Genomic DNA, 26,996 nt, shown 5'->3' on the forward strand with positions numbered 1-26,996 from the left:
GCACCGCCCGCCCGGCCGGGGCCATGGCGCGGGCTCTCTCAGGCCTTCGGCAGCCGCACCACCGCCACCGCCCCGCCGTCCGCCGCGTTGGCGAGCTCCACCCGGGCGCCGATCACCTGGGCCTGGCCGAGGGCGATGGTCAGGCCGAGGCCGGTGCCCTGGCCGCGTTCGCGCGCGCCGGTCTGGAAACGCTGCGGGCCGTCGGCGAGCAGGTGCTCGGGGAACCCGGGCCCGTGGTCGCGGACCGTGACCCGCGCGCCGTCGACCCGCACGTCGACCGGCGCTCCGCCGTGCTTGTGGGCGTTGGCGACGAGGTTGGCGAGGATCCGCTCGAGGCGGCGAGCGTCGGTCCGTACGAACGTCTCGTCCGCGGCCTGCACCGACGCGCACGCGGCGTCCGCCTTCCGCGCGATGTCCGCGACGAGCGGCCCCAGCGAGTGCACCGACAGGTCGGGCTTCTCCACCTCCGCGTCGAGGCGGGCCACTTCGAGCAGGTCCTCCGTGAGGGTGCGCAGGGCGTGGACGCGGTCGCGCACGAGCTCGGTCGGACGGCTCGGCGGCAACAGCTCGGCCGCCGTGTGCAGCCCGGTCAACGGTGTGCGCAGCTCGTGCGCGACGTCCGCGGTGAAGCGCTGCTCGGCCTCCAGGCGCTGCTGCAGGGACGCGGCCATCGTGTCGACGGCGGTGGCCAGTTCGGCGACCTCGTTCCTGCCGTGCCGCCCCACGGGCGGGCGCGGGTGGTCGATACGGGCGTCCAGGTCGCCCTGGCTGATGCGGCGCGCGATGGCGGCGGCGGTGCGCAGTTCACGGCTGAGCCTGCTGGACAGGCCCGCGCCGCCGAGCGCGGCGAGCACGACGACGACGGCACCCGAGATGATCACCTGCCGGTCGAACTCGGCCATCTCGTCGGCCTGTTCGCGCAGCGACTCGCGGACGGACAGGACGTGGCGCGGGTTGTCGCCGACCGGCCGGGCCGCCCAGACGCACGGCTCGGCCGCCGCCATGTCGAGGTAGGTGGTGCGCTGCCCGGCCAGCGCCGCGCTGCGCAGCGGCGCGGGCAGCCGGGGGTCGTCGAGGCCGGCGTCCGTGCCGTCGTCCTGGTCGACCTGGCCCGACAGCTCGTACAGCTGGCGGATCCGGACGAGTTGGGCCACGGCCCCGGACCGGGCGCTCGTGGTGACCTGGTCGAGCCGGGCGTGGTGGACGAGCAGGCCGATGGCCACGGCGACCACGGCGCAGCCCGCGGCGAGCAGCGCGGCGATCTTCCAGCGCAGCCCGAGGTTGTGGAACACGGTACGGACGCAGGCCATGGCCGCGCGCCCGGCCGCGGCGCCGCGCGGCATCAAGGGCCTCCCCGGGAGGGAGGTGTGGGCGCGGTGGGCGGGAAGGGCCGCCCCGCCGCCTCGGAGGGCTCGGTCGTGACGGTCGGCTGGGGCGGCTTCCGGTAGTTCCTGGTGTCGCTGACCGTGGACAGCCGCGCGCCGTCCCAGTGGTAGCGCACGGCCTGCTCGCCGCCCTCCGAACACGGCGTGCGCACCAGCAGGTCGGGGCCGATCGTCTCCACGCCGATGCTCCTGCCGGAGGTGAACAGGATCGGATAGACCTTGCCGTCGCGCTCGGTGTAGACGGCCAGGATCGACCGGCCGCTCTCCGTGTCGGCGGCCACGAGCATCTCGGGCCTCTGGTCGCCGGTCAGGTCCACGAACATCGGCGGCCGCAGGCCGGCCCGCCCGGGCCGGTCGATCGTGCCGCGTCCGGCCAGCGGCCTCGTGCGCGGGTCGGCCCGCAGGAGCGCGTGGACGTCCACCGAGGCCAGCCCCGCGGAACCGACCTTCGGCAGGCCCTTCAGGGGGCGCGGCGGCGGCTGGCGGGTGGAGGCCTCGGCGCCGGGCGACCGCGGGGACGAGCCCGACCAGGCGGGCCAGACCGGCTCGGGGTGGGGCTGCACGGATACGGACGGCGCGCTCTCGCCCGGCCCGAGACCGGTCGGACCGGCGCACCCGGTGAGCGCGAGGGCCGCCAGGGCGGCGAAGGGGGCGGCGCCCAGGAGGACAGGGCGGCGGAGGATCGGGTTCATGGAGGGGCTGACCGTCACGTGAGGGGCCGTTGGTGGCGGCCGGCCCAGGGACTGCGCTGGGGATTCGGCAGAGGGGCCGGCCACCGCTCTCGAAGGTAGGAACCGTCCATCACGGAAATCCGGAGGTTGTGTAACAACTGCGCCTAAGAGCCGTGAAAGCGCAACGTTCGGGACCTTCGGCATGGGCGCACGCCTCTGGACGGGACGCCGCGCCGCCGCGCCGTTCTGCGGCGCGGGCACAATCGGCGCATGGACCACGAACCGGAGAAGGCGCCGACACCGGCCGTGCCGACCGCCCCGGCCACGGCACGGACGGAACGGGAGGCCGCCGAGTGACGACCGGACGCGGCCCGGCCCGGCTGCCGTTCTTCGTGTACGGCACGCTGCGCCCGGGTGAGCCCCACCACGCCGCGTACCTGCGCGGCCGGACCGCGGCGGAGGAACCGGCCCTGCTGCCGGGCGCGGTCCTCTACGACGGCCCCGGCTATCCGTACGCCGTCGAGGCCCCCGGCGCGGGCCCGGTGCACGGCGAGCTGGTCACGGCTCTGCCCGCCGCCTACGGCCGACTCCTCGTCGCCCTGGACCTCCTGGAGGAGTACGTCCCGGGCGACCCCCGCAACCTGTACGAGCGGATCGCGCGCGACGTCGTCCGCCCGGACGGGACGCCGGTGCGCGCCTGGGTGTACGTCGCCGCCCCGCGCCTCGCGGCCGGACTGCGGGCCTCGGGAACGGTCATCGGGGGAGGGGACTGGGCGTCGCACCGCCTCGGGAGATAACCCACGCCCCCACGGTCAGCGCCCGCCCCAGAAGCGTTAACCCGCAGCTCAAACCCCCGCACACTCGATCTGATGATCCGAACCACTCGTGCGGGCGGCTTCGCACGACTACCAATAGCGATTGACGGGGGGCTCTCCGTTTCCGCCCCCCGCCACCCCTACGGGTGCTCCACCCTCTCCAACCGCACCGCACACACCTTGAACTCCGGCATCCGCGAGACGGGATCCAGCGCCGGGTGCGTCAGGGTGTTGGCGCGGCCCTCGCCCGGCCAGTGGAAGGGCATGAAGACCGTGTCGGCGCGGATCGCCGACGTGACCCGCGCCGGAGCCACCGCGCGGCCGCGCCGCGAGACGACGGCGACCGGATCGTCCTCCCCGACCCCCAGACGCGCGGCGAGCCGCGGATGCAGCTCCACGAAGGGCCCCGGTGCCGCCGCGTTGAGCTCGTCGACGCGCCGCGTCTGGGCCCCGGACTGGTACTGCGCGAGCACCCGTCCCGTGGTCAGCAGTACGGGATACTCCGCGTCCGGCTCCTCCGCCGCGGCCCGGTGCACCACCGGCACGAACCGTGCCCGCCCGTCCTCGGTGGCGAACCGGTCGAGGAACAACCGAGGCGTACCGGGATGCGGCTCCCTGCCCTTGCTCCTGCCCCTGCCCTCGCCCCCCTTCTCCTCGCGAGTCTCCCCGCCGCTCTCCCCGTGCTTTTCCGTGTCGCCCTCGACGACGGCGGGGCACGGCCAGAACACCCCCTTACCGTCGTCCTCCCTCAGCCGCTCGTAGCTGATCCCGGAGTAGTCCGCGGGGCCGCCCGCGCTCGCCCGGCGCAACTCCTCGAAGACCTCCTCCGGTTCGGTGGGGAAACCCTTCGCGTGCCCGAGCCGCGCCGCGAGCCCGTGCAGCACGTCCAGGTCGCTGCGCACCCCCACCGGCGCGGACACGGCCCGCCGCCGCAGCAGCACCCGCCCCTCCAGGTTCGTCACCGTCCCCGTCTCCTCGGCCCACTGCGTCACCGGCAGCACCACGTCCGCCAGCTGAGCCGTCTCGGACAGCACCACGTCCGCCACCGCGAGGAAGTCCAGCGACCGCAGCCGCTCCTCCACATGGGCCGCCCGCGGTGCCGAGACGACCGGGTTGGAGCCCATCAGGAGCAGCGTCTTGATGTCCCCGCCCAGCGCGTCGAGCAGTTCGTACGCCGACCTGCCGGGGCCCGGCAGGGAGTCGGGGTCCACGCCCCACACGCCCGCGACATGCGCCCGCGCCGCCGGATCGGTCAGCTTGCGGTACCCGGGCAACTGATCCGCCTTCTGACCGTGTTCGCGCCCACCCTGGCCGTTGCCCTGCCCCGTCAGGCAGCCGTACCCGGACAACGGCCGCCCGGCGCGGCCCGTGGCGAGGCACAGATTGATCCACGCCCCCACGGTGTCCGTGCCCTTGGCCTGCTGCTCCGGCCCGCGCGCGGTGAGCACCATCGCGTCCTCGACGTCGCAGAAGAGGCGTACGGCATCGCGCAGTTGCGGCACGGACACGCCGGTGATCCGCTCGACGTGCTCGGGCCAGTGCGACATCGCCGCCGCCCGTGCCTCCTCCCATCCGCTCGTCCGCTCCCCGATGTACGCGTCGTCCGTCCGGCCCTCCGCCACGACCAGGTGCAACAGGCCCAGCGCCAGGGCGAGGTCCGTGCCGGGCCGGGGGGCCAGGTGCAGGTCGGCCTGTTCGGCGGTCCGGGTCCTGCGGGGGTCGACGACGATCAGCGTGCCGCCGTTCGCCCGCAGCTCCGTGAGGTAGCGCAGGGCGGGCGGCATCGTCTCGGCGAGGTTCGACCCGACGAGGATCACGCACCCGGTGCGCGGGATGTCCTCCAGCGGGAACGGCAGCCCCCGGTCGAGGCCGAACGCCCGCGTTCCGGCTGCCGCGGCCGACGACATGCAGAACCGTCCGTTGTAGTCGATCTGCGACGTGCCGAGCGCCACCCTCGCGAACTTGCCCAGCGCGTACGCCTTCTCGTTGGTCAGGCCGCCCCCGCCGAACACGCCGCACGCGTCCGCGCCGTGCTCCGTGCGGGTGCGGGTCAGTGCGTCGGCTGTGCGGTCGAGTGCCTCCTCCCAGGTGGCCGGTGTGAGCTTGCCCGTGGCGTGGGACCGGACGAGGGGCTCGGTGAGCCGTACTCGCGCGGAGAGAACGGCGGGGGCGGTGCGGCCCTTGCCACACAGGGCTCCCTTGTTTACGGGGAACCCGGCGCGCTCCACGACCTCCACGGCGCCGTCGGGGGTCGTCGTCAGGCCCATTCCGCACTGGAGGGCGCAGTACGGGCAGTGGGTGGCCGTCACCTCGGCCGGGGCGGTGGTCTGGGCGGCGTGGGCGGTGGCCTGAGTGGCCTGGGCGGCCTGGGCTGGGGCCGAGGGTGTCGTTGTCGGGGGCGCCGGTGTTGCCGAGGAGTGCATGTCGTTCAGGGTCTGGCGGGTGTGTTACGTGCCTTGGCCTGGTCGGGTTACGCGTGCGGTAAGCGGACCTCAGCGGGGGCCTGGGCGGCCTGTGAGGCGGATCTTGGTTGCTCGGGGCGGGGGTGGGTGTGCGGGGTGGTGGGGTTGGGTGGGGGCTTCGGGTGCGGGTTGTTGGTGGCTGGTCGCGCAGTTCCCCGCGCCCCTGGGAGGGGTTGCTGGTTCGTCTTCTTCTGCGGGGTGTGGGTGGTTCTTCTGCGGGATGTGGGTGGCTGGGCGCGCCGTTCCTCGCGCCCCTAGGAGGCCCTGGTTAGCGGGGGGTCGTCAACGCTTGTTCTATGCCGGGCTCTTGGGGGCCCAGGAAGTGGGGGTCGGGTTCGAACGTGGCGTCCAGTGCTGCTTTGGCTGCTGCGAAAACCTCTCGTGCGCCGCCGTAGTACCAGGTCGAGTCATGCACCGCGTCCACCCCGACCCCGTACGACGAGACGCCCGCCGCGTCGCAGAGCGCGACCGCCCTGCGTATGTGGAAGCCCTGACTGATCAGTACCGCCCGGTCCACGCCGAAGATCTTCTTGGCTCGGACGCAGGAGTCCCACGTGTCGAACCCGGCGTAGTCGCTCACGATCCGGCGCTCCGGCACGCCGTGCTTCTTCAGGTAGGCCCGCATCGCGTCCGGTTCGTCGTACTCCTCGCGGCTGTTGTCGCCCGTGACGAGTACGACCTCTATTCGCCCCTTGCGGTACAACTCGGCCGCCGCGTCGAGCCGGTGTGCCAGGTACGGCGACGGCTCGCCCTTCCACAGACCGGCCCCGAAGACCACGGCGACCCGGGCACGCGGCGCGTCCGCGACCGTGCCCACCTTGCCGTCCGTCGACACGAACAGCCAGGTCGCGGGCAACAGCGCGAGCACGCACAGCGCCATCACCGCCTGCACGGTCCGCCGCTGCTCCTTCCGCGTGCGCGGCAGACGGAGCCACGCAGGTCTCCGCAGCCGGGCCGGTCGTCGCCGCAGCCGCAATCGCCGCATCCACCCCGGTCGTTCGCCGGACCGTTCCCCCGGCCCGCTCTCACGTCGTTCCATCTGTCTTCCGCCCCCCGTGCCCAGCCCCGTACCGCCGGATCTCCCCGATCCGATCTCTGCCACAACCGTAAGCTCCCGCGGCGGCGACGTCGGTGACTCCTGCCCCCTAAACGACCCGGAGATCCGCCCCCGCCCCACCCCCGGCCCCGCCTCCGGGACCTCCCTGACAGCGTCCCGCCGCCCGCCGTGAGCACGGGGAAAACAGCCGTCACCGCCGCGCAACGCCCCGGCAACATGCCCCCGACATCCTCGGTCCATGACGCCGTCGAACTCTCTTCACCCAGTGTCCGGCAGCACTCACCTCGACAGTACGGCGCAGCTCATGGAGCACATCACCAGCAGGCTCGGCACCCAGCTCAGGCTCGTCACGCCCGACGGCCGCCTGCGCCGTCCAGCGGCCCGCGCCGACCTGCGGCCCGACCCCCGCCCCACCCTCGTCCTGGTCGCCCACGGCAGCCGTGACCCGCGCGCCCTCGCCACCGTCACGGCCCTCGCCGAGCGGGTCCGCGAGCAACGGCCCGGGCTCGCCGTCCGCCTGGGCCACATCGAGCTCAACGAACCGCTGCTCGCCGACACCCTCAGCGACCTCGACACCCTCAGCGACCTGGACGGCCCCGGCGCCCTCGCCCCGCACGACCGCGGCCGCGCCGTCCTCGTGCCGCTGCTCCTCGGCCGCGGCCAGCACGTCAAGCGCGACATACCGGCGGCCGCCGCCCGCGTCCCCGCCCTCGACACCCGCGTCGCCGCCCCGCTCGGCCCGCACCCGCTGCTCGCCGAGGCGCTGCACGCCCGGCTCGTCGAGGCGGGCTGGCCCGCGCGGCCCCTGGGCGCCGGCGCGCGCCGACGGCACGCGGTCGTCCTCGCCGCCGCGGGCTCCCGCGACCCGCAGTCCGCGGCCGACACGGAGACCGCCGCCGGACTGCTCGCCGAGCGCCTGGGCGTTCCGGTCGTGCCCGCCTACGCCGCTCCCACCGCGGCCTGCCCCCGTACGGTGCCGGAAGCGCTCGAAGCCCTGGCCGGGGACGGGCGGACGCGCACCGCCGTCGCCGCGTACTTCACCGCGCCGGGCCGCTTCGCGACCCAGAGCGCGGCCGCCGCCCGCTGGCTCGCCGCGGCGCCGCTCGGCGCGCACGCGGCCCTCGCCCGGCTCGTCCTGCACCGCTACGACCGGGCATGCGCAGAACCGGCGCCCGCCGCACGGCCGCCCGCCCTGCGGCACCGCCTCACCGGCGTCTGAAGGAGGCCGGATCAGGCGGGGCCAGATCCCTGTTTGTCACTGCTTGCGTCTACTGTCGGTGCATGGAAGGCACAGCACCGAACGCGCGATACGAGGCCTACAGCGCCTACGACGAGGCTGCCGTGGAGCGGTGGGCCGCCGAGCCCGACAAGAGGCCGGGGCGAACGGCCTTCCAGCGCGACCGCGCGCGCGTCCTGCACTCCGCGGCGCTGCGCCGCCTCGCCGGCAAGACCCAGGTCGTCACGCCCGGCACCCGCAGCCAGGCCTGGGACGCCAGCGCCCGCACCCGCCTGACGCACTCTCTGGAGTGCGCCCAGGTGGGCCGTGAGCTGGGCGCCGCCCTCGGCTGCGACCCCGACCTGGTGGAGACGGCCTGCCTCTCCCACGACCTGGGCCACCCGCCCTTCGGGCACAACGGCGAGCAGGCGCTGAACGAAGTGGCGGCGGACTGCGGCGGTTTCGAGGGCAACGCCCAGTCGCTGCGGCTGCTCGCCCGCATCGAGCCGAAGCGCTTCGTGCGCTCCGAGGACACCGGCGAACTGGTCAGCGTCGGGCTGAACCTGACGCGGGCCGCCCTGGACGCCGCCACCAAGTACCCCTGGCCGCTCGGCGGGCACCCCACCGACCCGGCGTCCCCCAAATTCGGTGTCTACGAAGACGACCGGCCGGTCTTCGACTGGGTCCGCAAGGAGGCGCCCGGGCAGCGCACCTGCTTCGAGGCGCAGGTCATGGACTGGTCCGACGACGTCGCGTACTCGGTCCACGACTTCGAGGACGGCCTGCACGCCGGTCACATCGATCCCAACGTGCTGCACGCCGAGCCCGAGCGACAGGACGTCTACGCCGTGGCGATCGGGCGCTACGTCCCTTCGGACACCGACCCCGAAGAGCTCGCCCAGGCGCTCGACCGTCTTCTCGACCAGGAGTGGTGGCCGCACGGGTACGACGGATCGGCCGTCAGCCAGGCCCGGTTGAAGGACGCCACCAGCCAGCTCATCGGCCGCTTCTGCCAGGCCGCGGAGACGGCCACCCGCGCGCGGTACGGCACGGGGCCCCTCACGCGGTACGCGGCCGAACTCGTCGTCCCGCGCGCGGCACGTCACGAATGCGCGGTGCTCAAGGCCGTCGCCGACCGCTATGTGATGCAGCGCCCCGCCCAGGAGCGGCTCCGCGCGGACCAGCGCATCGTCGTCGCCGAGCTCGCCGAGGCGCTCACCGCGCGGGCACCCGACGGACTCGACCCGCAGTTCCGCGCCCTGTACGACGCGGCGGACGACGACCGCGCCGCCCAGCGCGTCGTGGTGGACCAGATCGCGTCGCTCACGGACGCGGCGGCCCGCGCGCTGCACACGCGGATGACGGCGAGACCCCAGTGAAACGACGGTAAATGACCATGAAGTGACCACAGGGCGTGACGGAATGTGGCCAGTTGGGGCCACGCCCCCTTCCCGCATCACGCTGCGTGCGGGACGCTCCCTGTGGCGGCAAGGCCGATCGGCAAGTCTGTGTTCTTCCGGGGGACATCCCCGGTACCCCGGGCAAGGAGGCATCAAGTGGTCGACGCGGATCAGACGTTCGTCATTGTCGGAGGAGGTCTGGCCGGCGCCAAGGCGGCCGAGACACTCCGTTCCGAGGGATTCACCGGCCGGGTGATCCTCATCGGCGACGAGCGTGACCACCCCTACGAGCGCCCGCCGCTGTCCAAGGGCTATCTGCTGGGCAAGGAGGAGCGCGACAGCGTCTTCGTCCACGAACCGGGGTGGTACGCGCAGGCCGACGTCGAACTGCACCTGGGCCAGACCGTCGTCGCCATCGACCGCGCCGCCAAGGCCGTGCGCCTGGGCGACGGCGCCGCCATCCGCTACGACAAGCTCCTGCTCGTCACCGGCGCGGAGCCCCGCCGCCTCGACGTCCCCGGCACCGGCCTCGCGGGCGTCCACCACCTGCGCCGCCTCGCGCACGCCGACCGGCTGCGGCACGTCCTCGCCGCCCTGGGCAGGGACAACGGCCACCTGGTGATCGCGGGCGCCGGCTGGATCGGCCTGGAGGTCGCGGCGGCCGCCAGGGAGTACGGCGCGGAGGTCACCGTCGTCGAGCCCGAGCCGACCCCGCTGCACGCCGTCCTCGGCCCCGAGGTCGGCCAGATGTTCGCCGACCTGCACGCCGAGCACGGCGTCCGCTTCCACTTCGGCGCGCGGCTCACCGAGATCACCGGCCAGGACGGCATGGTCCTCGCCGCCCGCACGGACGACGGCGAGGAGCACCCGGCGCACGACGTGCTCGCGGCGATCGGCGCGGCCCCCCGTTCGGCCCTCGCCGAGTCCGCGGGCCTGGAGCTCGCCGACCGCGCGGATGGCGGCGGCATCGCCGTCGACGCGTCCCTGCGCACCTCGGACCCCGACATCTACGCGGCGGGCGACGTGGCCGCCGTCCGCCACGAGCTCTTCGGCACCAGGCTCCGCGTGGAGCACTGGGCCAATGCCCTGAACGGCGGCCCCGCCGCCGCCCGCGCCATGCTCGGCCAGGACGTCCGTTACGACCGCGTGCCCTACTTCTTCTCCGACCAGTACGACGTGGGCCTGGAGTACTCGGGCTGGGCGCCCCCGGGCACGTACGACCAAGTGGTGGTGCGCGGCGACACCGCCAAGCGCGAATTCATCGCCTTCTGGCTGCGTGAGGGGCAGGTCCTCGCGGGGATGAACGTGAATGTGTGGGACGTCACGGAGCCGATTCAGGAGCTGATCCGGCAGGGCGCACGCCCCGACCCCGACGCCCTCGCGGACCCGTCGACCCCCTTGGCGTCGCTCCTGACGTGACCGGCCGGGCAGGAGTGTCACAGGCGAGCCGTAGTATTCCTACGTGGCAGGCAGGATCAATGACGAAGACGTGAAGGCGGTTCGGGACGCGGTCCCGATCGACGCCGTGGTCTCCGACTACCTCCAGCTGCGCAACGCGGGGGGTGGAAACCTCAAGGGCCTGTGCCCCTTCCACGACGAGAAGTCCCCGTCCTTCCAGGTCAGCCCGAGCAAGGGTCTCTTCCACTGCTTCGGCTGCCAGGAAGGCGGCGACACGATCGCCTTCGTGATGAAGATCGACCACCTCACCTTCTCGGAGACGGTCGAGCGCCTCGCCGCCCAGGCGGGCATCACGCTGCGCTACGAAGAGGGCGGGTACAACCCCGCGCACCAGCGCGGTGAGCGCATCCGCCTCGTCGAGGCCCACAAGGTCGCCGCGCAGTTCTACGTGGACCAGCTGGAGAGCCCCGAGGCCGAGATCGGCCGGAAGTTCCTCGCCGAGCGCGGCTTCGACCAGGCCGCGGCCGCGCACTTCGGCGTGGGCTACAGCCCCGCGGGCTGGGACCACCTCACCCGCTACCTGCGCGGCAAGGGCTTCACCGACAAGGAGCTGACCCTCTCCGGCATCTCCCAGGAGGGCCGCCGCGGCCCCATCGACCGCTTCCGCGGCCGCCTGATGTGGCCGATCCGCGACATCGGCGGCGACGTGGTCGGCTTCGGCGCCCGCAAGCTCCGCGACGACGACAACGGCCCGAAGTACCTGAACACGCCGGAGACGGCGATCTACAAGAAGTCCCAGGTCCTGTACGGCATCGACCTGGCCAAGAAGGAGATCGCCAAGTCCAGCCGCGCCGTCGTCGTCGAGGGCTACACCGACGTGATGGCCTGCCACCTCGCGGGCATCACCACCGCCATCGCGACCTGCGGCACCGCGTTCGGCGGCGACCACATCAAGATCCTCCGGCGCCTCCTGATGGACAACGGCTCGGCCCGGGTGATCTTCACCTTCGACGGCGACGCGGCCGGTCAGAAGGCCGCCCTGCGCGCCTTCGAGGACGACCAGAAGTTCGCCGCCGAGACCTACATCGCGATCGCCCCCGACGGCATGGACCCCTGCGACCTGCGCCTGGCCAAGGGCGACACGGCCGTCGCCGACCTCGTCGAACCGCGCACGCCGCTCTTCGAGTTCGCGCTGCGCCAGATCGTCTCGCGGTACGACCTGGAGACCCCCGCGGGCCGCGCCGCCGCCCTGGACGAGGCCGCCCCCGTGGTCGCCCGCATCAAGAACAGCGGCGCGCAGCACGAGGTCGCCGTCCAGCTCGCGGGCATGCTCGGCATCCTCGACACGCAGTTCGTCGTCAAGCGCGTCGCCCAGCTGGCGCGCTGGGCACGCGACCGCGGCGGCCGGGGCCCCGCCCCGGCCCCCCAGCGCTCCTCGCAGACGTACGAGGCGGCCCCGCAGGGCTTCAGCGGCCCCGCCCTCAACCTCCGCAGCCCCGCGCACCGCACCGAGCGCGAACTGCTCAAACTCGCCCTGCAGTACCCGCACTTGGTCTCCCCGGCCTTCGACGCGTACGGCCTGGACGAGTTCACCGCCCCGCCCTACGCGGCGGTGCGCCGCGCCATCGAGGAGGCGGGCGGCGCGGAGTACGGCACGCAGGACCCGCAGGAGTACCTCGTCCGGGTCCGCGACGCCGCGCCCGACGACGCGGTCCGCTCCATGGTCACCGAGCTCGCCGTCGAGGCCATCCTGCGCAAGACCGTCGACGAGATGTACGCGGGCATCCAGCTCGTGCAGGTCCGGCTGCGCGCCGTCGACCGCCGCATCCGCGACGTCCAGGGCACCCTCGCCCGGGTCGGCGCGGGCGGCGACCCGCAGCATCTGGCCGCCGTGCAGAGCGAGTTGTGGGTCCTCCAGCAGTACGGCCAGGCGCTGCGCGAGCGGGGCGCGGACGCGCTCTGAGGGCAGCCCCCGAGGTGGTCCCGGAAAGCGGTCCCTGACATTCCCCGGGGATTCGACCCGGACCCACGGGTTACCCGGCGGGTAACCACGCGGTCACGGACCGGACTCAAAAAGTCACCGCACGCCCCTCGTGGCGGCCGTGTGTCGTACCCCACACTGGTTCCGGTGCCTGAGTCCTCGGAGCGCGGCCGACCCGCAGACAGCGGGTCCGACACCCCCGCGGTTCCACACATCGTGTCCGGGACGGACAGCGGCGAGGCCGTCGTCCCTCTCCCGTTGCCGCACGCCTCAGCTGCGATCACCCTGGAGGTCGCCCCCGTGCAGACCCAGACCCTCACCCAGACCGACACCGCCGCGCGCGTGGATCGCGCGGAAGCGGAAGCGGACGTCCTGGAGTCGGTCCCGCCGCAGAGCCGGGCCGCCCGGCACCCGGAGGCGCGGGACATACAGGAGGCCCCCGAGGCTCCCGAGCCCGTCGAGGTCCCCGAGCCCCCCGAGGCCGTCGAGGCGCTGGAACCGGAGACCCTCGAACTCCCCGCCCCCCGCAGCCGCGCCGACGCCGGCGGCCCCTCGTCCGACCTGTTCCGCCAGTACCTGCGCGAGATCGGGCGGATCCCGCTGCTCACCGCGGCGGAGGAGGTGGAGCTCGCCCGTGCCGTCGAGGCCGGTCTCTTCGCCGAGGAGAAGCTGAGCAACACCCCCGACCTGGACTCCCAGCTCGCCCTCGACCTCGACAAGTTGGTGGTCATGGGCCGGATGGCCAAGCGCCGCCTCATCGAGGCCAACCTCCGCCTGGTCGTCTCCGTCGCCAAGCGGTACGTGGGCCGCGGGCTCACCATGCTCGACCTGGTCCAGGAGGGGAACCTCGGGCTGATCAGGGCCGTCGAGAAGTTCGACTACGCCCGCGGCTACAAGTTCTCGACGTACGCGACCTGGTGGATCCGCCAGGCCATGTCCCGCGCCCTCGCGGACCAGGCCCGTACGATCCGCGTGCCCGTGCACGTCGTGGAGCTCATCAACCGCGTCGTACGCGTCCAGCGCCGCATGCTCCAGGAGCGCGGGTACGAGCCCACGCCCGAAGAGGTCGCCGCCCACCTGGATCTGCCGCCCGAGCGCGTCAGCGAGGTGCTGCGCCTGGCGCAGGAGCCCGTCTCGCTGCACGCCCCCGTCGGCGAGGAGGACGACGTCGCGCTCGGCGACCTCATCGAGGACGGCGACGCCACGAGCCCCGTGGAGTCGGCGGCGTTCCTGCTGCTCCGCGAGCACCTGGAGGCCGTCCTCTCCACGCTCGGCGAGCGCGAGCGCAAGGTCGTCCAGCTCCGCTACGGCCTCGCGGACGGCAGGCCCCGCACCCTGGAGGAGATCGGCCGGATCTTCGGCGTGACCCGCGAACGCATCCGCCAGATCGAGTCCAAGACCCTCAACAAACTCCGCGACCACGCGTTCGCGGACCAGTTGAGGGGCTACTTGGACTGACTGCCGGGAGAGCCCCGCACGGGGCACGGGGAACTGCGCGCTAGTCCACTTCGGCCACGGCCTGCGCGAACTGAGCCGCGTACAGCCGCGCATACGCCCCGTCCGCGGCCAACAGCGCGTCGTGCGTGCCCTGTTCGACGATGGATCCGTTCTCCATGACCAGAATCGTGTCCGCGTCCCGGATCGTGGAGAGCCGGTGCGCGATCACGAACGACGTACGACCGTGCGCGAGGCGGGCCATGGCCTTCTGGATGAGGACCTCCGTACGCGTGTCGACGGAGCTCGTCGCCTCGTCGAGCACCAGGATCACCGGGTCGGAGAGGAACGCCCGCGCGATCGTGATGAGCTGCTTCTCGCCCGCGCTCACCCCCGTGCCGTCGTCGTCGATCACGGTGTCGTACCCGTCGGGGAGCGTGCGCACGAAACGGTCCGCGTGGGCGGCGCGCGCCGCCTCCTCGATCTCCTCGCGCGTGACGTCCTTCGACGCGCCGTACGCGATGTTCTCCGCGATGGTGCCGCCGAACAGCCAGGTGTCCTGGAGCACCATGCCGATCCCGGAGCGCAGCTCGTCCCGCGACATCCCGGCGATGTCGACCCCGTCCAGGGTGATGCGCCCGCCGGTGACCTCGTAGAACCGCATCAGCAGGTTGACCAGCGTCGTCTTGCCGGCGCCCGTCGGGCCGACGATGGCGACCGTGTGACCGGGCTCCACGACGAGGGACAGGTCCTCGATGAGCGGCTTGTCCGCCTCGTAGCGGAAGGAGACGTGCTCCATTCCGACCCGCCCGCGCAGCCGGTCGGGCCGCTCGCCGGGGAGCGGGTCGGCCTCCTGCTCGTCGGCGTCGAGGATCTCGAAGACCCGCTCGGCCGACGCCACGCCCGACTGGACGAGGTTCGCCATCGAGGCGACCTGCGTCAGCGGCATGGAGAACTGCCGCGAGTACTGGATGAAGGCCTGCACGTCACCGATGGACAGCGAACCGGACGCCACCCGCAGGCCGCCGACCACGGCGACCAGCACGTAGTTCAGGTTCGAGATGAAGAACATCAGCGGCTGCATGACACCGCTGTTGAACTGCGCCTTGAAGCCCGCCTCGTAGAGCTGCTCGTTCTGCTCGGCGAACGCCTTGGCCGACTCCTCCTGGCGGCCGAACACCTTCACCAGGGTGTGCCCGGTGTACATCTCCTCGACGTGGGCGTTGAGCGCGCCGGTGGTCTTCCACTGCTGCACGAACTGCGGCTGCGACCGCTTGCCGACCTTCGTCGCCACGAAGAACGACAGCGGCACGGTGATCAGCGCCACCAGGGCGAGCAGCGGCGACACCCAGAACATCATCACGAGCACGCCGATGATCGTCAGCAGCGAGTTGATGAGCTGGCCCATCGTCTGCGTCAGCGTCTGGTTGATGTTGTCGAGGTCGTTGGTGGCGCGGCTCAGCACCTCGCCGCGCTGCCGCTTGTCGAAGTACGACAGCGGGAGCCGCGACAGCTTCGCCTGGACGTCGCCGCGCATCCGGAAGACGGTCTTGTTGATGGCGCGGTTCGAAAGCCGGGTCGCCACGGCCATCAGCAGCCCCGCCACCAGGAACGTGCCGAGCGCGAGCAGCAGGACCTCGCCCACCGCGTCGAAGTCGATGCCCTTGCCGGGGGTGAAGTCGACGCCGGAGAGCATGTCGGCCATGCCGCCCTCGCCCCTGGCGCGCAGGCCGTCGAGCGCCTGCTCCTTCGTCGTCCCCTCGGGCATGTCGCGGCCGACGATGCCCGCGAAGAGCAGGTCGGTGGCGCGGCCGAGGATCTTGGGGCCGAGCACGGAGAGCGCGACGCTCATGACGGTGGCCAGGAGCAGCGCGTACATCGTGCCGCGCTCGGGCTTGAACTGCGCGAGGAGCCGCCTGCCCGAGCCCTTGAAGTCCATCGAGCGGGAGTCGGGGCCCATCATGGGTCCACCCATGCCAGGGGGCATTACGCGGCCTCCGCTTCCGTCAGCTGGGAGAGGACGATCTCCCGGTAGGTCTCATTGCTCTCCATCAGCTCGTGATGGCGGCCCGTGCCCACGACGCGGCCCTCGTCGAGGACCACGATGCGGTCGGCGTCCCGGATGGTGGACACCCGCTGGGCGACGATGACGACGGTCGCCTCGGCGGTCTCACGGCCGAGTGCGGCCCGCAGCGCCGCGTCGGTCGCGTAGTCGAGCGCGGAGAACGAGTCGTCGAAGAGGTAGATCTCGGGGCGCTGTACGAGCGTGCGCGCGATGGAGAGGCGCTGGCGCTGGCCGCCGGAGACGTTGGTGCCGCCCTGTGCGACGGGCGCGTCGAGGCCTTCCTCCAGGCCCTCGACGAACTCCTTGGCCTGGGCGACCTCCAGCGCGTGCCAGAGCTCCTCGTCGGTGGCGTCGGGGTTGCCGTAGCGCAGGTTGCTCGCCACGGTGCCGGCGAACAGGTACGGCTTCTGCGGTACGAGGCTCACGGTCTTCGCGAGGAGCGCGGGTTCGATGGTGCCGACGTCCACGCCGCCGACCAGGACCTCGCCCTCGGTCGCGTCGATCAGCCGCGGTACGAGGCTGAGCAGCGTCGACTTGCCGCTGCCGGTCGACCCGATCACGGCGGTCGTCTCGCCCGGCCGGGCGACGAGGTGGACGGACTTGAGGACGGGCTCCTCGGCGCCGGGGTAGCGGAAGCCCGCGTCCCGTATCTCCAGGTGGCCGTGGCTGCGCAGCTCGCGCACGGGGGCGGCCGGCGGCACCACACTGCTGTCGGTGTCCAGGACCTCCTCGATGCGCTCGGCGCAGACCTCCGCGCGCGGCACCATCATGAACATGAAGGTGGCCATCATCACCGACATCACGATCTGCATCAGATAGGCGAGGAACGCGGTGAGCGCACCGATCTGCATGCCGCCGCTGTCGATGCGGTGCGCGCCGAACCAGACCACCGCGATCGAGGAGATGTTCACGACGGTCATGACGATCGGGAACATCAGCGCGAGCAGCTTGCCGGTGCTGAGCGAGACGTCGGTCAGGTCGGCGTTGGCCTTGCGGAAGCGCTCCTTCTCGTAATCGTCCCGGACGAAGGCGCGGATGACGCGGTTGCCGGTGATCTGCTCGCGCAGTACGCGGTTCACGGTGTCGAGGCGCACCTGCATCGTGCGGAACAGGGGCCGCAGCCGCCGCACGATCAGGCTCACGCTGATGCCGAGCACGGGCACGACGGCGACGAGCACGCCGGAGAGCGGCACGTCCAGGCCGAGCGCCATCACGATGCCGCCGACGCACATGATGGGCGCGGTCACCATGAGCGTGAACGACATCAGGGCCAGCATCTGCACCTGCTGGACGTCGTTGGTGGTCCGCGTGATCAGCGACGGAGCCCCGAACTGCCCCACCTCGCGCGCGGAGAAGGACTGCACACGGTCGAAGACGGCGGCCCGGACGTCGCGGCCGAGGGCGGCGGCGGTCCGCGCGCCGTAGAAGACGGCCCCGATGTTGCAGACCATCTGCACGACGGTGACGGCGATCATGATGCCGCCGAAGCTGAGGATGTAGCCCGTGTCCCCCTCGACGACACCGTTGTCGATGATGTCGGCGTTCAGGCTGGGCAGATAGAGCGCGGCGCAGGTCTGCAGGAACTGCAGCAGCACCAGCAGGGTGATGGGTTTGCGGTACGGACGCAGGTACGTCCGCAGAAGTCTTATGAGCACGCTCGGTCTCTCGAGGAGTCGGGTGTCGGCACGTTGGGCGAGGTCGCCCCCAATCCTGCGACACCCGACCCGTGGGCGTGCAACTGATTAACCCATGACCGGGTCAAATTTCAGCCCGGGTAAAGAACTGGGATCACTCAAGGATCTTGGGCCCCGGGACCCAAGGATCTTGGGCCCGGGACCGCGCCCCCAGGACGGCCCCGACGGCAAGCTTCCTCAGGCGAACGCCCCCGGATGGGCCTGCTCCCGCACCGTCACGTACTGCTGGCGCACCGCCTGCCCCACCGCGAGCTCCTCGCCCGGCTCGAAGACCTGCGCCGCAGCCCCCTGCCAGAGCGGCAACTGGCCGGTCAGCGCCCAGGCCGCCTGCCGCGCCGCCCCGATCGCCGCGTAGTCCGCGGGCTGCGGCACCACGACCTGCGTACCGAGCAGCATCGGCGCCGCCGCCTGGACGGCGGGCAGCTCCGCGGCGGCGCCGAGGAGGAACACCCGCCGCACCTCCACCCCGCGCCCCCGCAGGACGTCGAGCGCGTCCCCGAGCCCGCACAGCATGCCCTCGAACGCGGCCCGCGCCAGGTGCTCCGGCCTCATCGACTCGCGCCGCAGTCCGGTCAGCGTTCCCGCCGCGTGCGGCAGGTTCGGCGTCTTCTCACCCTCCAGATAGGGGAGGAGCACGAGCCCGTGCGCGCCCGGCGTCGACTTCATGGCGAGCTCGGAGAGCTCCTGCAGATCCGTGCTGCCGAGCATCTCGGCGGTGCCGCGCAGCACCCGCACGGCGTTCTGCGTGTGGACCACCGGCAGGTGCATCCCGGTGGCGTCCGCGAGCGAGGTGACGATGCCGCGACCGTCGGTCAGTGCCTCGTGGTGCACGGCCATCACGGACCCCGACGCCCCGAGCGAGACGACCGCGTCGCCCTGCTGCACCCCGAGCCCGAACGCCGCCGCCATCGTCTCGCCGGTACCGGCCGAGATCAGCAGCCCCTCGGGCGTCGTGCCCGCGGCCTCGGCGGGGCCGATCACCTCGGGCAGCATCGCCTGGTGACCCAGGGCCAGTTCGACGAGGTCGGGGCGGTACGTGCCGCCCGCCGCGGACCAGTAGCCGGTGCCCGAGGCGCCGCCGCGGTCGGTCGTACGCCGGGCGGGCCGGCCGAGGAGCTGCCAGACCAGCCAGTCCGGGGCCTGCATGAGGGAGGCGATCCGCCGCGCGGCCTCCGGCTCCGTCCTCGCCAGCCAGCGGAGCTTCGTCACCGGGTGCGCGGACTGCGGCACGCACCCCACGGCCTGCGCCCAGGCCTCGCGGCCGCCGAGCCGGTCGATGAGGTCGACGGCGGCGACCTGCGCCCGCCGGTCGTTGCCGACCATCGCGGGCCGCACCGTGTTGCCGTGCTGGTCGAGCGGTACGAGCGCGTTCTGCTGGGCGGACACGCCGATGGCCTGCACCCCTTCGAGCAGCCCGCCGCCCGCTGCCTCCCCGAGGGAGAGCAGCCACGCCTGTGGATCGACGTCGGACGGCCGGGAGCCGCCCTCCGTGCTCTCCAGCGGATGCGGGGCGTAGCCCTGCTTGAGTACGGCGCCCGTGTCCGCGTCACAGACCACGATGCGCGTGAAATCGGGCGAACTGTCCAACCCTGCGACTATCCCCATGCCTGGAATTCTGCCGCACCGGGGGCCGGGCCCGTACCTGTGTTCGCTCTCCGTGATCCGGCAGGGGGCCTTCTGATCCGGCGAGGGGGGGATTGGCTGGGGGCTCCTTCAGGGCGCGGGCCGCCCCGGAGTCAGCCCTTGGGGGCGGCCCGCGTCTCACGCGACCGACTGAGGTATTGCTCGACTCAGGTGTTGCTGGTGCCCCAGTCGTCCTCGGCGCCGCCCGGCCCGCGCTGCTCACGCAGGGAGCGGACCCGGTCGGCCACCGAGTCGGGCATCTTGTCCCCGACCTTCTCGGACACCGAGTGGAAGGCCTTGCCCGCCACCTCGCGGCCCTGCTGCGTCGCGGACTCGACGGTGTTGCGCACGGCCGGGTTCTGCGAGATCTCACGGGCGGACTTCTTCAACTGCTCATAGCGCTCGCGTCCGGCCCGGGTCCCGAGCACGTACCCGAGGGCCAGTCCCGCCACGAATGTGAGCCGGTACCGCATGGCTGCCACCCTTTCCTTGCGTCGGCTTCGCACGTCTGTCGCTCGCCTGCTGGTCGCCTGGCGATCGCCTGCTGATCGCCTGAGGGATACCGATTGGCGGAGCACCCCCCTGCTTGCGCTAATGTATGTGTCGCAGCGGGCGCCCGCCGCCTGGAGAGTTCCCAGGTAGGTGCGTTCGATGCAACGAGACGATCCCCTGTAGCTCAATTGGCAGAGCAGCCGGCTGTTAACCGGCAGGTTACTGGTTCGAGTCCAGTCGGGGGAGCTCGGTCTCCTGTAGCTCAATTGGCAGAGCAGCCGGCTGTTAACCGGCAGGTTACTGGTTCGAGTCCAGTCGGGAGAGCTGTACGTAAGGACCCCCGAGGAGCACCTCGGGGGTCCTTTTTCGTGCCTGGTGGAACCATGCGGGCAGCCCTGCGGTCCTCATGGTCGTGCGATGCCGACCATCCGAAGCAGGAGATCGTATGAGCGGCTATGCTGCGGCAGACGGCGCGCACAAATGTGCGCGACGCGCCGTTAGGGGCGGTAGCTCAGCCGGTTAGAGCAGCGGACTCATAATCCGTCGGCCGTGGGTTCGAGTCCCACCCGCCCCACCACAGCGTCGTGGCGCAGGAACGATTCCACCTGCGTCAACCGCGCAAACCCCTGGGCGAGCACCTTTTGGGTGGCGCCGATGTAGATCATCTGCTGGCCCCCTGCTGGCCCGAAGGTCTGACGATCATCGCGTGAAGGACCAGAAGGCCCCGACCAGGCAGTGACTCCTGGTCGGGGCCTTCTGGCTGTGAGCGGCCGCCCTGGGAAGCCTCGGGGCGGCCGCCCCCTCTCCCGCCGCGCGGCCTCTCCTGCTGGCGACGGGGAGCTTGACGTTCCGCTCCGCGACCTCGTGTAACGGCGCCCCGAGCTGCTGGCGGCCTGCCCCTTGGCCGGCGTGGGGCGGGCCGCCCTTCCCGGCTCCGCGGCTCTCCCGGCGAGGTCGCGGGCCGGGGGGGGCTAGGGGGTGCGGCGGACGAAGGCGGGCCGCTTCGGGCAGTCCTTGTGCAGGACGACGGTTGAGCCGCCAGCCGAGATGGACAGCTTCACGGCCGTCATGAGGGGCTGGCCCTGGAGGAGCGGCTGGTCGCAGGTCCAGCAGAACCGCGTGCCCTCACTCATCGCCGGTCGCGGCCTGCTCGTCGGCGTGGCGGAGGACGACCCGGGTCGCCCGTAGCGCTCGCCGGATCCGTGTCGCCTCTGTGCAGTCCTCCTCGGCCCGGCAGGAGGCGCACTCGACGGTGTGCAGGAGGAGGACCTCGTACACCTCCTGCTCGTGCCGCACCAGCTCTTCCTTCTCCATGAGGGTCACCGGTCCCCCTTGGCGCGCGCTCCGAGGGCGATGTGGACGAGCGCGGCGACGGACGGCACCGGGCACAGGGCGCCGACGATGCGGGGTCGTACTGCCCAGTGCAGGCCGGTCGGGCCGCGCATGTCGGAGGCGGGGACGCTCAGGAAATGACCGGTGCCCAGCATCGGGGCTTCGTCGGGGTACCGCCACGAGGCCACAGGACCCTTGTCGACCAGTGCGTAGTACGTGTTCTGCGGGGCGTTGTGGATGACCGGGCCGCAGAGCAGCTCGGCCAGCGTCCGGCCCACTACGTCGAGGTCGTCGGTGCCGGCGCCTGCGTGCACGATCCGTGCGGTCAGGCATACGGAGTTGAACCGTTTGCCGAGCGGCAGCAGGGCGATGCCCCGCTCCTGCCACTCCCGGTGGGCCTGGTGCGGCTCTTGCTGGGCGCGCGCGAGCCAGTCGAAGGCCGCGCTCACCGACTGCGGGAATGCGCCGCTTCCCGAGACCAAAGCTCGGCCCGTGTCATCGGCCATGTCGACTCCTACGTGTCGGCCATGCCCCGGGGCCGGTCACGCGGTCGCCGGGTCCGTTTTCCCATCGAAGCGCGTCGTCAGTACGGGGGGAGGTGCCCACTAGGGGCCTGCTGGGGGCCAGTTGCGCGGGTAGCGTGGCGGGTGGGAGGCCTCTTGCATGGACTACGTGACGGCACGGCGTGATTTCGGCGCGCATCTCGCGGCTCTGCGCAAGCACGCCCAGCTGTCGCAGGCCCAGCTCGCCACACGGCTATGCCTGCTCAGCGGCACAGCCACGCTGACCCGCAATGAGGTCTCCCGATGGGAGCGCGGGCAGCGGTTGCCTGGTGCGTGGCTGGCTCCCCTCGCCACTGTTCTCGGTGTGCCCGCGGCCGAGCTGAATCGCGCCGCGGCCCGGGCCCGCGGGGAGGTCGATGAACCGCAGGACGATCATCCTCACGCCGTCGTGCTGGAACGGGCGGGGTGGCTGCTCGCCCACGACAACGCGCACGGCGGCGACCATGTGGCGGATGCGGCGATCCAGGTGTGGCGCTCCGAACGCGCGAGGATCACAGAGGGCGCCAAGAGGCATCTGCGTGTTGTCGCCGAACTCGCTGAGATCGCAGGCTGGTTGCTGTTCGATGCGGCACGCCATGACGAGGCTCGGGCGGCTTGGTTGGAATCCCTGCACATGGCACGCAGCGCGGGCGATTCCCCCATGCAGTGGTTCGCTATGGATCTTCTGTCCATGGAGGCCGTCGCGAGCGGCCGGGTGGGAGAGGCCCTGGCCCTCTGCGAGGAGATCACTGGTCGCGGCGTTCCCCCGCGTGTGGCGTTGCTGACCGAACTTCGGCGGAGCCGTGCCCTTGCCGCAGCCGGTGATCACGCGCGGGCACGGCAGGCGATCGGGAAGGCTCGCAGCAGCCTGGAGGACTCCTTGGACCCCCGTGATCCGCTGTGGGCGTGGTGGGTGAACGACCTCGAAGTCACCGGGCATGAGGCGGAAGTTGCTCTGTTGTTGGATCAACCCGCGCGTGCCGTGCCGGGCTTTGAGCGAACTCGGGAGTTGGTCGCGGCGATCAACGCGACTGGACGCGGAGCCTTGTACTACGCCACCGCCGAGCTCGACGCCCTTGTCCGGGTCGGGGCTTGGCGGCAGGCCGAGGAGCCCCTGTTGCGCCTGCCGCCGATCCTGCGCAACGTGACCTCGTCACGGAACCGCAGGCGCCTGCGAACGACGTTGCGCGCCATCGAGAGGGACGGTCCTCCTTGGCTGGCAGATACGGCGCGCGAAGTCGTGCCGAGCTGACGAGGCATGACGGAGGTGCATCACGTCGCAGAGTGGGGTGGCCCGGCTGATTCTTGGACTGCCTCTCGGCTGCCCCGCACCCATGAGTACGTGTGACGGGCACGTGTCCGCGCCCGCGACGGGCCCCGGCGGGCCGTGAATCCGCCGCATGTCACAACGCGGCGCCCCCGATCCGTCGCATGGGTACTGACGCCTATGACGGAGGAGCCCATCATGGCCACCACCCCGGATGCCCGCTTGAACATGCGCGACAACCCGGTCGCAGGCAAGGTCTGGAAGCACATCATCGCGGCGAACACGGCACTCGCCGGGATGACGGTGCCGACCGCGACGCTGGAACTGGTGAAGATCCGCGCGAGTCAGATCAACGGCTGCAGCGGGTGCCTCGACATGCACACCAAGGATGCCGCGGCCGCCGGCGAGAGCGCGGTCCGCCTCCACCTGATCGCGGCCTGGCGCGAGGCCACGGTCTTCACCGACGCGGAGCGCGCGGCACTGGAACTGACGGAACAGGGCACGCGCCTCGCCGACGCGGGCACCGGCGTCACGGACGAGGTCTGGGCGAACGCGGCGAAGCACTACGACGAGGACCAGCTCGCCACCCTGGTCGCCCAGATCGCCGTGATCAACGCCTTCAACCGCGGCAACGTCATGACCCGCCAGCCGGCCGGCGACTACGTGCCGGGGCAGTTCGGCTGATACCGCCGGAGCCTTCGCCGCCGCGTGTGGGGTAGGGGACGACCCCGCACGCGGCGGCCAGGGTCCGGGGCGGGTGCAGGTGGGCGTCTAGAGGGTTGGAGGTTCCTCCAGGGAGGGTCGCAGGTGCGGCGTAGATCCGTCTCAAGTTTTCGAGATGCCAGGCGATCGGCCGTATCTTGTCGCACATGCAGTCCTACACAATTGGGCAGGCCGCGCGTCTGCTCGGGGCCAGTCCCGATACCGTTCGTCGTTGGGCGGATGCCGGTCGCGTCGCCACGCATCGGGATGAGGGCGGGCGGCGGCTCATCGACGGGCGGGATCTTGCCGCGTTCTCCGTCGAGGTCGCGCAGAGCGGGGGCGGGGCGGAGGACGACGTCTCGTACACCACCGCCCGTAATGCCTTTCCCGGCATCGTCACCGCCGTGAAGCTCGGCGACGTGGCTGCCCAGGTGGAGATTCAGGCGGGGCCGCACCGGCTGGTCTCGCTGCTGACCAGGGAGGCGGTGGAGGAGCTCGGCCTTGAGGTCGGAATGCAGGCCACCGCCCGGGTGAAGTCCACCAACGTGCATATCGATCGGGCCTGAGCGACAGGGCGTATCCCGCGCCCTCCCGCCGGGCGTACCTCCGGCGGTCCCTCCGCTCACCATCCGTCAGGAGCTGTGTCATGTCCCCGAAGTTCCCCGCCCGCCCCGCCCGCCGTACCGCCGCCGCCCTGGCGACCGCCGCACTCCTCGTCCCCCTCGCCGGCTGTGGGAGTGATGACGACAGCGGGAGCGAGAAGAAGGGCGGGGGCAAGGACGTGAAGCTCACCGTTCTTGCCGCCTCGTCCCTCACCGACGTCTTCGCCACCGCCGAGAAGGCGTACGAGAAGGCGCACCCGGGGACCGACATCACCGTCTCCGCCGCCGGGTCGCAGGAGCTTGCCGCGCAGGTCAAGCAGGGGTCGCCCGCCGATGTGCTGGTCACCGCCGATACCAGGACCATGGACGGGCTCAAGGGGGAGACCGGCACGCCCACCGTCATCGCCAAGAACCGCCTCGTCATCGCCACCCGCGAGGGCAATCCGGAGAAGGTGAAGGGGCTCGGGGACCTCGCCGACAGTGAGCTGAAGGTCGTCCTCGCCGATGACACCGTGCCCGTCGGGCGCTACAGCAGGCAGGTGCTCGACGCCCAGAAGGTCGCCGTGAAGCCCGTCTCCAAGGAGGCCAACGTCCGCTCCGTGCTCAGCAAGGTCGAGCTCGGCGAGGCCGACGCCGGGATCGTCTACAAGACGGACGCCGCCACCGCGCCCGACAAGGTCGACGCCGTCGACATCCCCGACGCGCAGAACGCCGTCGCCTCCTACCCGGCCGCGACCCTCAAGGGATCGGAGAACGGTGCCGACGCCGCCGCCTTCGTGAAGTGGCTCAGCACCCCGGAGGCGCAGAAGATCCTGCGGGACGCGGGCTTCCAGAAGCCGTAGTCCTCATCATGTCGCGCCCCCGGATCATGTCGCGCCCCCGGAACCGCAACCGCCCGCCGCTCACGCTGGCCCTCCCCGCCCTGCTCGCCGTCGCGTTCCTGCTGATGCCGCTCGTCGGCATCCTCGCCAGGACCGAGTGGGGCGACCTCGGCACGCACCTGACCACCCCCGGCGTCACTCAGGCCCTGAAGCTGTCGCTGCTCGTGTCCTTCTGGGCGCTCGGGCTCTCGCTCGTGCTCGGGGTGCCGCTGGCCTGGCTCCTCGCTCGGGTGGAGTTCCGGGGGAAGGCGCTCGTACGGTCCCTCGTCCTGCTGCCGATGGTGCTGCCGCCCACCGTCGGCGGCGTCGCCCTCCTGCTCGGGTTCGGGCGGCGCGGGCTGCTCGGGCCCTGGCTGGAGCACACCTTCGGCATCGTGCTGCCCTTCCACACGTCGGGCGCCGTCGTCGCGGCGACCTTCGTGGCCATGCCGTTCCTCGTCATCAGCCTGGAGGGCGCGCTCGGCGGGCTGCGGCCCGGCTTCGAGGAGACGGCGGCCTCGCTCGGGGCCTCCCCGGTACGGGTCTTCCTCACCGTCACCCTGCCGATGGTCGCCCCCGGGCTCATCGCGGGCGCCGCGCTGACCTGGGCGCGGGCCCTGGGTGAGTTCGGCGCGACCATCACCTTCGCGGGGAACCTGCCCGGGACCACGCAGACCCTGCCCCTCCAGGTGTACCTGCTGCTCCAGGAGTCCCCGGAGGCCGCGACCTCGCTGTCGCTGCTGCTGCTCGCCATCGCGATGGCCGTCCTCGCCGGGCTGCGCGGGCGGTGGACGACGGGAGCCGCCGTACGCGTACGGGAGCAGCCCGCCGACTCCGGGGAGGGGGACGAAGGAGCAGGTGAGGGGGGCGAAGGAGCGACGGCGTCCCGCGGACCGATCGTCCAGACCGCGGCCTTGGAGGAGCCGGAGCCGGAGCGGGAGCGGTGGGCCCTGCACGCCGACGTGAGCGGCCACAACGAACTCACCCTCGACGCCGCGCCCGGCACCACCATCGCCGTCGTCGGGCCCAACGGCGCGGGCAAGACCACTCTGCTGCGCGCCCTCCTCGGTCTGACCCCGCGCGCCCACGCACGACTGCGGCTCGGCGAGCGCGACGTCACCGGGCTGCCGCCGCACCGCCGCGGGGTCGCCTGGGTTCCGCAGGAGGGCGCCCTCTTCCCGCACCTCAACGCGCTCGGCAACACCGCCTACGGGCTGCGCGCGCAGGGCGTCCGGCGCGCCGAGGCCCGCCGGGAGGCGCAGGCGTGGCTCGACCGGCTCGGCGTCGGACACCTCGCGCACCGCAAGCCCGCACAGCTCTCCGGCGGCCAGGCCCAGCGGGTCGCGCTGGCCCGTGCGCTGGCCGCGCGGCCCCGGCTGCTGCTCCTCGACGAACCGCTCGCCGCCCTCGACCAGACCACCCGCGCCCACGTCCGCCACACCCTGCGCAGGCACCTCGACGGGTTCGGCGGGGTGTGCCTCATCGTCACGCACGACCCGGTCGAGGCCGTCTCGCTGGCCGACCGGGTCCTCGTGCTCGACGAAGGGCGTACGTTGCAGGACGCGCCGCCCGCCGACGTCACCCGGCACCCGCGCTCGCCCTGGGTCGCCCGCATGCTCGGCCGCAACGCCTGGCCCGGCACCGCGGCCGACGACGGCTCGCTCGCGCTGGCGGGAGCGGGCCGCCTGGTCGTCGCCGAGCCGCTGGAGGCGGGGGCGCGGGCGCTCGCCGTCATCGCCCCGGAGGCGGTGTCCGTGCACCGCGAGCGGCCCGAGGGCAGCCCGCGCAACGTATGGCCGGGAACGGTACGGGAGATCACCGCCGCCGGCAGCAGGCTGCGCGTCCTGATCGCCTCGCGCGAGGCGCCCGACCTGATCGCCGAGATCACTCCGCAAGCGGCGACCGACCTCGGTCTCGCGGACGGGACCGAGGTCTGGACGAGCGTGAAGGCCACGGAGGTGTCGGTGGTGGCGCTCTGACCTCCCGGTGGGACGGGGG

At 72.2% G+C, this 26,996-nt stretch carries 22 protein-coding genes and 3 tRNA genes; 14 read left to right on the top strand and 11 right to left on the bottom strand.

The window, feature by feature from the left end; genetic code table 11:
• Positions 1-38 precede the first annotated feature (38 nt).
• Both ACZ69I_RS02310 and ACZ69I_RS02315 read right to left on the bottom strand, forming a co-directional pair.
• Positions 39-1,343: an ATP-binding protein gene (locus tag ACZ69I_RS02310; RefSeq protein ID WP_470830136.1), complete on the bottom strand. Its 1,305-nt coding sequence runs from the start codon at positions 1,341-1,343 to the stop codon at positions 39-41.
• Complete coding sequence (locus ACZ69I_RS02315) at positions 1,343-2,077, bottom strand: hypothetical protein (RefSeq protein WP_470830138.1); 735 nt, start codon at positions 2,075-2,077, stop codon at positions 1,343-1,345. The genes ACZ69I_RS02310 and ACZ69I_RS02315 overlap by 1 nt, the downstream gene beginning before the upstream one ends.
• 332 nt (positions 2,078-2,409) lie before the next feature.
• On the opposite strand from ACZ69I_RS02315, the gene ACZ69I_RS02320 reads away from it, so the two are divergent.
• Positions 2,410-2,853 carry a gamma-glutamylcyclotransferase family protein gene (locus tag ACZ69I_RS02320; RefSeq protein ID WP_467668909.1) on the top strand — a complete coding sequence of 148 codons (444 nt, stop codon included), beginning with the start codon at positions 2,410-2,412 and terminating at the stop codon, positions 2,851-2,853.
• A 158-nt stretch (positions 2,854-3,011) separates the two neighbouring features.
• Here ACZ69I_RS02320 and ACZ69I_RS02325 read toward each other — a convergent pair whose 3' ends face one another.
• Together ACZ69I_RS02325 and ACZ69I_RS02330 are read right to left on the bottom strand one after the other, a co-directional pair.
• Positions 3,012-5,138 (bottom strand): molybdopterin oxidoreductase family protein, encoded by a 2,127-nt coding sequence (locus tag ACZ69I_RS02325; RefSeq protein WP_470830640.1) that lies wholly within the window; start codon positions 5,136-5,138, stop codon positions 3,012-3,014.
• Between the two features lie 463 nt (positions 5,139-5,601).
• Entirely contained in the window at positions 5,602-6,318 is a 717-nt protein-coding gene (locus ACZ69I_RS02330; RefSeq protein WP_467670779.1) for a SanA/YdcF family protein, read from the bottom strand.
• A 310-nt stretch (positions 6,319-6,628) separates the two neighbouring features.
• Between ACZ69I_RS02330 and ACZ69I_RS02335 the strand changes: the two genes are divergently transcribed.
• From ACZ69I_RS02335 to ACZ69I_RS02355, 5 genes are all read left to right on the top strand, one after another.
• Positions 6,629-7,609: a sirohydrochlorin chelatase gene (locus ACZ69I_RS02335; RefSeq protein ID WP_470830139.1), complete on the top strand. Its 981-nt coding sequence runs from the start codon at positions 6,629-6,631 to the stop codon at positions 7,607-7,609.
• A gap of 62 nt (positions 7,610-7,671) precedes the next feature.
• Positions 7,672-8,985: a deoxyguanosinetriphosphate triphosphohydrolase gene (locus tag ACZ69I_RS02340; RefSeq protein WP_467668904.1), complete on the top strand. Its 1,314-nt coding sequence runs from the start codon at positions 7,672-7,674 to the stop codon at positions 8,983-8,985.
• A gap of 177 nt (positions 8,986-9,162) precedes the next feature.
• Positions 9,163-10,425: an NAD(P)/FAD-dependent oxidoreductase gene (locus ACZ69I_RS02345; protein WP_470830140.1), complete on the top strand. Its 1,263-nt coding sequence runs from the start codon at positions 9,163-9,165 to the stop codon at positions 10,423-10,425.
• A 43-nt stretch (positions 10,426-10,468) separates the two neighbouring features.
• Positions 10,469-12,367 (top strand): DNA primase, encoded by a 1,899-nt coding sequence (dnaG, locus tag ACZ69I_RS02350; RefSeq protein ID WP_467668900.1) that lies wholly within the window; start codon positions 10,469-10,471, stop codon positions 12,365-12,367.
• A gap of 165 nt (positions 12,368-12,532) precedes the next feature.
• Entirely contained in the window at positions 12,533-13,843 is a 1,311-nt protein-coding gene (locus ACZ69I_RS02355) for an RNA polymerase sigma factor (protein WP_470830141.1), read from the top strand.
• 40 nt (positions 13,844-13,883) lie between these two features.
• Here the strand turns inward: ACZ69I_RS02355 and ACZ69I_RS02360 are convergent, their stop codons facing one another.
• From ACZ69I_RS02360 to ACZ69I_RS02375, 4 genes are all read right to left on the bottom strand, one after another.
• On the bottom strand, positions 13,884-15,794 hold the full coding sequence (locus ACZ69I_RS02360; protein ID WP_467668896.1) for an ABC transporter ATP-binding protein: 1,911 nt from the start codon (positions 15,792-15,794) through the stop codon (positions 13,884-13,886).
• Between the two features lie 11 nt (positions 15,795-15,805).
• Positions 15,806-17,539: an ABC transporter ATP-binding protein gene (locus ACZ69I_RS02365; RefSeq protein WP_470830143.1), complete on the bottom strand. Its 1,734-nt coding sequence runs from the start codon at positions 17,537-17,539 to the stop codon at positions 15,806-15,808.
• A gap of 216 nt (positions 17,540-17,755) precedes the next feature.
• Positions 17,756-19,183: a xylulokinase gene (locus tag ACZ69I_RS02370; RefSeq protein ID WP_467668892.1), complete on the bottom strand. Its 1,428-nt coding sequence runs from the start codon at positions 19,181-19,183 to the stop codon at positions 17,756-17,758.
• Between the two features lie 185 nt (positions 19,184-19,368).
• Positions 19,369-19,683, bottom strand: a complete 315-nt coding sequence (locus tag ACZ69I_RS02375; RefSeq protein WP_470830145.1) for a YtxH domain-containing protein — start codon at positions 19,681-19,683, stop codon at positions 19,369-19,371.
• A 183-nt stretch (positions 19,684-19,866) separates the two neighbouring features.
• Between ACZ69I_RS02375 and ACZ69I_RS02380 the strand changes: the two genes are divergently transcribed.
• The 3 genes from ACZ69I_RS02380 (at position 19,867) to ACZ69I_RS02390 (ending at position 20,270) form a co-directional block, all read left to right on the top strand.
• Positions 19,867-19,939, top strand: a tRNA-Asn gene (locus ACZ69I_RS02380).
• A gap of 5 nt (positions 19,940-19,944) precedes the next feature.
• Positions 19,945-20,017 (top strand) — tRNA-Asn (locus ACZ69I_RS02385).
• Between the two features lie 176 nt (positions 20,018-20,193).
• Positions 20,194-20,270, top strand: a tRNA-Ile gene (locus ACZ69I_RS02390).
• Between the two features lie 394 nt (positions 20,271-20,664).
• On the opposite strand, the gene ACZ69I_RS02395 is transcribed toward ACZ69I_RS02390, so the two are convergent.
• The 3 genes from ACZ69I_RS02395 to ACZ69I_RS02405 are packed head-to-tail and all read right to left on the bottom strand — an operon-like array spanning position 20,665 to position 21,531.
• Positions 20,665-20,826 (bottom strand): hypothetical protein, encoded by a 162-nt coding sequence (locus tag ACZ69I_RS02395; RefSeq protein WP_470830146.1) that lies wholly within the window; start codon positions 20,824-20,826, stop codon positions 20,665-20,667.
• On the bottom strand, positions 20,819-21,016 hold the full coding sequence (locus ACZ69I_RS02400; protein ID WP_470830147.1) for a hypothetical protein: 198 nt from the start codon (positions 21,014-21,016) through the stop codon (positions 20,819-20,821). Before ACZ69I_RS02400 ends, ACZ69I_RS02395 begins: the two co-directional genes overlap by 8 nt.
• Positions 21,013-21,531 carry a hypothetical protein gene (locus tag ACZ69I_RS02405; RefSeq protein WP_470830148.1) on the bottom strand — a complete coding sequence of 173 codons (519 nt, stop codon included), beginning with the start codon at positions 21,529-21,531 and terminating at the stop codon, positions 21,013-21,015. Before ACZ69I_RS02405 ends, ACZ69I_RS02400 begins: the two co-directional genes overlap by 4 nt.
• A gap of 157 nt (positions 21,532-21,688) precedes the next feature.
• Here ACZ69I_RS02405 and ACZ69I_RS02410 point away from each other — a divergent pair, with 157 nt between their 5' ends.
• The 5 genes from ACZ69I_RS02410 to ACZ69I_RS02430 all read left to right on the top strand — a co-directional run bounded on the left by ACZ69I_RS02410 (position 21,689) and on the right by ACZ69I_RS02430 (position 26,977).
• Positions 21,689-22,819 (top strand): helix-turn-helix domain-containing protein, encoded by a 1,131-nt coding sequence (locus ACZ69I_RS02410; RefSeq protein WP_470830150.1) that lies wholly within the window; start codon positions 21,689-21,691, stop codon positions 22,817-22,819.
• 213 nt (positions 22,820-23,032) lie between these two features.
• A complete protein-coding gene (locus ACZ69I_RS02415; protein ID WP_470830152.1) occupies positions 23,033-23,518 on the top strand; it encodes a carboxymuconolactone decarboxylase family protein in 486 nt (161 codons plus the stop codon).
• Between the two features lie 185 nt (positions 23,519-23,703).
• Positions 23,704-24,102, top strand: coding sequence for a TOBE domain-containing protein (locus ACZ69I_RS02420; RefSeq protein ID WP_470830154.1), 399 nt, complete (start codon positions 23,704-23,706; stop codon positions 24,100-24,102).
• An 80-nt stretch (positions 24,103-24,182) separates the two neighbouring features.
• Positions 24,183-24,980, top strand: coding sequence for a molybdate ABC transporter substrate-binding protein (modA, locus tag ACZ69I_RS02425; RefSeq protein ID WP_470830155.1), 798 nt, complete (start codon positions 24,183-24,185; stop codon positions 24,978-24,980).
• 26 nt (positions 24,981-25,006) lie between these two features.
• The gene (locus tag ACZ69I_RS02430) at positions 25,007-26,977 is read left to right on the top strand and encodes an ABC transporter permease (protein WP_470830641.1); all 1,971 of its coding nucleotides are present in this window, start codon (positions 25,007-25,009) and stop codon (positions 26,975-26,977) included.
• The last annotated feature ends 19 nt before the right edge of the window (positions 26,978-26,996 follow it).

It is taken from the genome of Streptomyces sp. NPDC036815, assembly GCF_055609205.1.

Coding starts and splice junctions, on each gene's coding strand:
- ACZ69I_RS02405 (WP_470830148.1), bottom strand. CDS start 21,531: ATGGCCGATGACACGGGCCGAGCTTTGGTCTCGGGAAGCGGCGCATTC.
- modA (WP_470830155.1), top strand. CDS start 24,183: ATGTCCCCGAAGTTCCCCGCCCGCCCCGCCCGCCGTACCGCCGCCGCC.
- ACZ69I_RS02420 (WP_470830154.1), top strand. CDS start 23,704: ATGCAGTCCTACACAATTGGGCAGGCCGCGCGTCTGCTCGGGGCCAGT.
- ACZ69I_RS02330 (WP_467670779.1), bottom strand. CDS start 6,318: ATGCGGCGATTGCGGCTGCGGCGACGACCGGCCCGGCTGCGGAGACCT.
- ACZ69I_RS02315 (WP_470830138.1), bottom strand. CDS start 2,077: ATGAACCCGATCCTCCGCCGCCCTGTCCTCCTGGGCGCCGCCCCCTTC.
- ACZ69I_RS02430 (WP_470830641.1), top strand. CDS start 25,007: ATGTCGCGCCCCCGGAACCGCAACCGCCCGCCGCTCACGCTGGCCCTC.
- ACZ69I_RS02360 (WP_467668896.1), bottom strand. CDS start 15,794: ATGGGTGGACCCATGATGGGCCCCGACTCCCGCTCGATGGACTTCAAG.
- ACZ69I_RS02395 (WP_470830146.1), bottom strand. CDS start 20,826: ATGAGTGAGGGCACGCGGTTCTGCTGGACCTGCGACCAGCCGCTCCTC.
- ACZ69I_RS02340 (WP_467668904.1), top strand. CDS start 7,672: ATGGAAGGCACAGCACCGAACGCGCGATACGAGGCCTACAGCGCCTAC.
- ACZ69I_RS02335 (WP_470830139.1), top strand. CDS start 6,629: ATGACGCCGTCGAACTCTCTTCACCCAGTGTCCGGCAGCACTCACCTC.
- ACZ69I_RS02410 (WP_470830150.1), top strand. CDS start 21,689: ATGGACTACGTGACGGCACGGCGTGATTTCGGCGCGCATCTCGCGGCT.
- ACZ69I_RS02325 (WP_470830640.1), bottom strand. CDS start 5,138: ATGGGCCTGACGACGACCCCCGACGGCGCCGTGGAGGTCGTGGAGCGC.
- ACZ69I_RS02370 (WP_467668892.1), bottom strand. CDS start 19,183: ATGGGGATAGTCGCAGGGTTGGACAGTTCGCCCGATTTCACGCGCATC.
- ACZ69I_RS02415 (WP_470830152.1), top strand. CDS start 23,033: ATGGCCACCACCCCGGATGCCCGCTTGAACATGCGCGACAACCCGGTC.
- ACZ69I_RS02310 (WP_470830136.1), bottom strand. CDS start 1,343: ATGCCGCGCGGCGCCGCGGCCGGGCGCGCGGCCATGGCCTGCGTCCGT.